Here is a 5,286-nt window from a genome sequence, read left to right on the forward strand (position 1 = left end):
TGCCATCTAAATATATGACTCTAAAAGGTAAAACCAGAAGATGAACGGATCCTCAGGAAAACGACTCGACTACCAACCCTGACCCCATGCTCCTCGCCACTGGGGTGGGCGCACTCCCGCATCTACTGCCAGCAAGTCGCTGTGGAAATCTGCAACTCGCTCTTAAGACAGAACTTAAGGAAGGTCTGCACCTAGGGCGCTGCAATGCGAACAATAACACAAGGTTGACGATTTGGCTACAGAGTAGCTTCTAAGGGGCACACTTTCAGTAAAAGTGCGACAATCTGGCTTAGGCTCCAACGTTCAGCACCAGCTATGGCTACGACCCACAAAAAGGTCATCGTCCGCAAAATGGACCGCGACACAGTCAACGGCTATGTCAGCAATGCCTTCGTCACCGAGGGCAAGCTTGAGCTGATGAACACCGCCGGCAACGTCGTAACCATGGACCTGCGCGACATCAAGGGCGTGTACTTTGTGCGTGAGTTCGGCGATACCGAGACGCTGACGCGCAAGACCTTCACCTCCCGGCCGCGCGTCGAAGGCCTTTGGGTGCGGCTGCGCTTTCGCGATAACGAAGTCATCGAGGGCATGATGCCCAACGATTTGCTGCACGAGGGCGGCGAGGGCTTTTCCATCATTCCGCCGGACGCACAGTCGAATACCCAGCGTATCTTCGTGCCGCGCTCGGCCCTGGCGGAGATGACCGTGATCGGCGTGATCGGTGAGAAGTCCGGCCGGCGGGGACGTCGCCCGGACGACATTCGCCAAGTACCCATGTTTCAGTGACCTCGCTAACCAAGCAAGAGGTTTTGAGAGCAAGAGGTTTTGAGGACAAGAGGTTTTGAGAGCAAGAGGTTTTGAGAGCAAGAGGTTTTGAGAAGCGCGAGGTTTTGAGAGCGAGAGGTTTTGAAAGGGCGCACCTTCATGTGCGCCGTTGTCAGTCATTTAGATTTGTCATCCCGACGAGGCCTTCAGGCCGAGGAGGGATCTGCGGTTGACTTTCCGATGAGTCGCTGAAGTTGGCCAGTACCACAATTCCCATGAAACTTTCCGACATCGCCTCCGCCCTCGGCGCCTCGCTGGAAAACGCGGACAGCAACACCGAAATTACGGGCGTCGCCGGCATTGAAGAAGCCGCTGCCGGGCACATCACCTTCGTCGCCAATCCCAAATATGCAGCCTTGGCCAAGACGACGCCTGCTTCGGCTGTCATCGTCTCTGAGGACTTCCCTGCTATCCCCGGCGGCATGCTGCGCAGCAAGAATCCCTACCTGGCCTTCGCCCGCGCTATCAACCTCTTCTACCAAGGCCCTGCCTATGCACCCGGAATACATCGCACAGCCGTCATCGCGCCAACCGCGAAGATCGGCGCCAACGCCCACGTCGGCGCATATGTCGTCGTCGAAGACGATGTACAGATCGGCGACAATGCCGTGCTGCTGCCTCACGTCGTGATCTATCGCAGCGTGACCATCGGCAACAATTTCTTCGCTCATGCGCATGCCGTCGTTCGCGAATTCTGCACCCTGGGCAACAATGTCGTCCTGCAAAACGGTGTCATCGTCGGTTGCGACGGCTTCGGCTTCGCCCGCGACGGCGATCATTGGGAGAAAATCACCCAGTCCGGACCGACCGTCCTGGAAGACAACGTCGAAGTGCAGGCTAACTCCTGCATCGACCGCGCCAGCATTGGCGAAACCCGCATTGGCCGCGGTGCCAAGGTCGATAACCTGGTGCAGGTCGGCCACGGCTCCGCCGTCGGCGAAAACTCGCTATTGTGCTCTCAGGTCGGCCTCGCCGGCTCCACCGTGGTCGGCAAGAACGTGATCCTGGCCGGTCAGGTCGGCGTCGCCGGGCACTGTAATATCGGCGATGGCGTCATCGTGACCGCGCAAAGCGGCACACACGGCGATATTCCCGCCGGCTCCATGGTCAGCGGCTCGCCGGCCTTCGATCACAAACAGTGGTTGCGCGCCGTGGGTATCTTCAGTAAGCTTCCGGAACTTGCCAAAGCTATACGCGCCAAACAGCACGGCAGCAGCAAATCTGCTAAAAACGAGCCCTGAAAGCAAAATACGGGCCCGAACCTGACGATTTGTGCTGCTTTCGCATCAAATTTAGTTACCTAAATACCCCAGGCTGCTTCTAACTTCCTAATGAGTGAAGAAGTTTCCAATCCGCCGTCATCGGTCGCCCTCGGACCGCAGGTTGTCCCGGACAAGCCGATCCGCGTTTTGTTGCTGGACGACCGCGAAGAGAATTTGGTTTTGCGCTCAGCCATCCTGCGCCAGAAGGGCTACTCGGTCATAACCTCCTCTTCCATCGAGGAGGCCGAGTCGAAGATCCAGGGCATCGACATCGCGGTTCTCGATTACCATCTTGGGGTTGGCAAGTTCGGCACCGATGTAGCCGAGACGTTGCGTCGCAAGCGGCCGCAGGTGCCCATCATCATTCTGTCGGCAACCCTCGAGCGGAAGTTCGGCGGCATCGCCGATATGCATCTGCTGAAGGGCTACAGCTCGGTGGAAGATCTGGTGAATGCGCTGCGCTCGTTCGAAGCCAAGAAGCGTGGACGCCCCGTGGTGGTCGACGCGCGTGATTTCTACTATTCGCGCATTTCGATGGCGATGGGCGACGACATTGTCCTGGAAATCCTGGACCGCGACGGCAACTGGCAGTTCGTCAACGACTACTTCGCGTCGATGAACGGACACAAGCGCGCCTGGTTCGCCGGCAAAAATCTGTTCGAACAATTTCCGCAATTGGGAGACGAGTGGCGCGAAATCCTGCGCACCGTTTCCGACACCCGCGAAACCTACATCGATCGCCGCGGCTTTCGCGGCGCTTCACACCTGCCGCAGGAAAGTCCGCATTGGACTTGGAACGTGCTCATCTTCCCCATCAAGCTGCACGACGACCAGGACGGCGCCGTGCTCACGGCCAGGCTCATCGAGAAGAAATAATTTGTGAGCTTTTGAAGGGGCGCAGCTTCATCTGCGCCGTAACTTCCACCTAATTTGAATTGTCATCCCGTCTATAACGACGTTGGCGTTGTCAAGGCGGACGGGGGCGGCGACGCACCGAAGATGCGCCACTTCGCTCTATTGGAAATTCCGGCTCCGACCAAGGGCTCGTTTCCAATCTGCTGGCGAGGCTTGCTTCGCCACCCATCTATTCGGCCACAGGACCATGATTCACATGCGAACTCCCGTCCCATGACAGGAGGCAGGCTGCCCACTCAAGCGGACGATACTTACGCCGCACCACGGGATGACACGGGCTCACCTGCACCACTAGCCGTCAGCTGCACATAGTTCTTGCCGGTGCGCAGCATCCAGTACAACCTGGTGGCCAGCCGCCGAGCCACAGCCACTTTGGCCTGTCCGCGACTGCGCCGCATACACAGCCGTACGTACATGCGCTTCAGCGTGGGATCGAAGCGCGCCGCCGTCTGCGCCGCCTCCACCAGCAAGAAGCGCAACAGCGGCGATCCCTGCTTGCTGATGCGGCCCAGGCGCTGCTTGCCCCCCGAGCTGTACTCAGCCGGAATCAGTCCAACGTAGCTGGCCACCTTTTTGGCATTAGCAAAACGTGCTACCTCGCCAATGGTCAGCACGAAGGCCAGGGCCGTCTGCGGACCTACCCCAGGATGCGTTCGCAGTAAGCGCACCGCCTCCCGCTGCCCGGCTTCGGCCTCGACTTTCTGACTTAGCTGCCGGATCTGGCAGTCCAAATAATCCAGCCGCTGCAGGCACTCATCGCGCCGCTGCGCGGTGTAGGCCGGCAACACCAGCTTCTCTAGATCCGCCCGGCCCGCCTCGGTCCACAGCTGGCGCTTCTTCTGCACCCCTTGATTCAACGCCATGGCTTGCAGCTGGTTCTTTACCTGCGTCCGGTTGCGCACCAGATGATGGCGATGCAGCAGCAACTGCCGCACATCGCGCTGCTCCGCCGTCGGCACCCACAGCTGCGGAAAGCGCCCCTCCAGCAGCAGGTGCAGAATGTGCTCGGCATCGCGCTGGTCCGTCTTCTGCCGCCGCACTACCGAGGCCCGAATCCGCGCCGCATCGCCCAGCAAAAGCTCGTGTCCCAACTCGGCTAGCAAGCGCTCGAACCACTGCGTGTAACCGCAGGCCTCCATGCCCACTTGCGCCGCTTCCTCCAGCGAAGCGTAGAACTGCCGCGCTTCGTCGGGATGCTGCAGGCGGCGAAAACTTAACTCTGCCGTTGACTTGTCAAAGATCGCCACTTGCTGAAACCCAGGGTGAAAGTCACAACCTATAATCAACATCGCGTTGGCTCCTTCCCCGAGCCCCTGGTCTTTGCAAACTCAGAGTACTCGGTTCGATCGAGCCAACGTCGTTATGAAATCAAGCGAAGCCGAGGGATCTGCGGTTTGCCTGCGTTGGAACGTCATTCCGATGCGCGGCGAACCGCAGATCCCTCCACTCCGGCGGGCAAATGCGTCCCGCCTGCGGTCGGGATGACAACCGCAAATGGGAAGCGGATTGATAAATGCGTCGAAGCGCGGCGTTGAAGCGCTGATTTACCGGATTCCCATCGCGCCGCTACTCTCCAACTGCTCTTCCGCAGCCAGGCGCCGCTACCCGCTAATTGCTTTTCCGCTGGTCGCGCAGAATGCGATCGTCGATGGGCTTTCTGCCGGCGAAGCCTTCTTCCGGACTGTGCCAGTGCGTGATGCCCTTCTCGCCCAGCTTCCAGCAGAGCAGAATAATCTCCCCGCCGACGATGCACGGGAAATCCAGCAGCCCGATGTCGAGGTCCTTCACCTGCACGCCGGTCGCGTCGATTTCGGCAACCGCGTCCTTGGCTCGCTGCAACGCCTTGTCGCGTTCTGCCTTGCGGCGCGCCACGGTGACAATGTCGACCCGGGTGCCACCGTTCAGAAAGATGCGATTGGCCAGCGCTTGCTGCTCGGCCTCGACTGCTTCGATCAGCGTTTTGGCCTCGATGGCGGAGCGCAGCAGCGACTCCAGCACCGGCAACAGGCTCTCGGCTTCAGCCACCGTAAAAGTTCGCGCCATATCTAGTTCCAGCCTGGCAACAGTTTGCGCCGTTTGACGTTCAACAACACGACGGCGGTGTTCCCGGAGATCGGACCAATACCGGGGAACCCGCCGCAAGAATTTTTCACGAGGTCGTTTGCGGATAATCACTGGATCTCTAACATCCTATCAAGTGCCGCGCGCGCCCACATCTTTACGTTCTCTTTTACCTTAATTTGATTCACGATATTTCCGTCGACCAGGTTCTCCAGCGCCC

The 5,286-nt window shown here is 59.1% G+C and carries 5 protein-coding genes; 3 read left to right on the forward strand and 2 right to left on the reverse strand.

Annotation, left to right across the window (positions count from 1 at the left end; genetic code table 11):
• Window positions 1–315 precede the first annotated feature (315 nt).
• From VGI36_20055 to VGI36_20065, 3 genes are all read left to right on the forward strand, one after another.
• Entirely contained in the window at window positions 316–789 is a 474-nt protein-coding gene (locus VGI36_20055; GenBank protein HEY2487443.1) for a hypothetical protein, read from the forward strand.
• A gap of 254 nt (window positions 790–1,043) precedes the next feature.
• Window positions 1,044–2,069, forward strand: a complete 1,026-nt coding sequence (gene lpxD, locus VGI36_20060; GenBank protein ID HEY2487444.1) for a UDP-3-O-(3-hydroxymyristoyl)glucosamine N-acyltransferase — start codon at window positions 1,044–1,046, stop codon at window positions 2,067–2,069.
• Between the two features lie 90 nt (window positions 2,070–2,159).
• The gene (locus tag VGI36_20065; protein HEY2487445.1) at window positions 2,160–2,966 is read left to right on the forward strand and encodes a response regulator; all 807 of its coding nucleotides are present in this window, start codon (window positions 2,160–2,162) and stop codon (window positions 2,964–2,966) included.
• 290 nt (window positions 2,967–3,256) lie between these two features.
• Here VGI36_20065 and VGI36_20070 read toward each other — a convergent pair whose 3' ends face one another.
• Together VGI36_20070 and VGI36_20075 are read right to left on the reverse strand one after the other, a co-directional pair.
• The gene (locus VGI36_20070; GenBank protein HEY2487446.1) at window positions 3,257–4,294 is read right to left on the reverse strand and encodes an IS110 family transposase; all 1,038 of its coding nucleotides are present in this window, start codon (window positions 4,292–4,294) and stop codon (window positions 3,257–3,259) included.
• A gap of 319 nt (window positions 4,295–4,613) precedes the next feature.
• Window positions 4,614–5,030, reverse strand: coding sequence for a DUF2203 domain-containing protein (locus tag VGI36_20075; protein ID HEY2487447.1), 417 nt, complete (start codon window positions 5,028–5,030; stop codon window positions 4,614–4,616).
• Between the last annotated feature and the right edge of the window lie 256 nt (window positions 5,031–5,286).

The sequence above is a fragment of the Candidatus Binataceae bacterium genome, assembly GCA_036495685.1.
GTDB lineage: Bacteria > Desulfobacterota > Binatia > Binatales > Binataceae > JAFAHS01.

Excerpts from the sequence above, each read along its gene's own strand:
- lpxD (HEY2487444.1), top strand. The coding sequence starts at position 1,044 with ATGAAACTTTCCGACATCGCCTCCGCCCTCGGCGCCTCGCTGGAAAAC.
- VGI36_20070 (HEY2487446.1), bottom strand. The coding sequence starts at position 4,294 with ATGTTGATTATAGGTTGTGACTTTCACCCTGGGTTTCAGCAAGTGGCG.
- VGI36_20055 (HEY2487443.1), top strand. The coding sequence starts at position 316 with ATGGCTACGACCCACAAAAAGGTCATCGTCCGCAAAATGGACCGCGAC.
- VGI36_20065 (HEY2487445.1), top strand. The coding sequence starts at position 2,160 with ATGAGTGAAGAAGTTTCCAATCCGCCGTCATCGGTCGCCCTCGGACCG.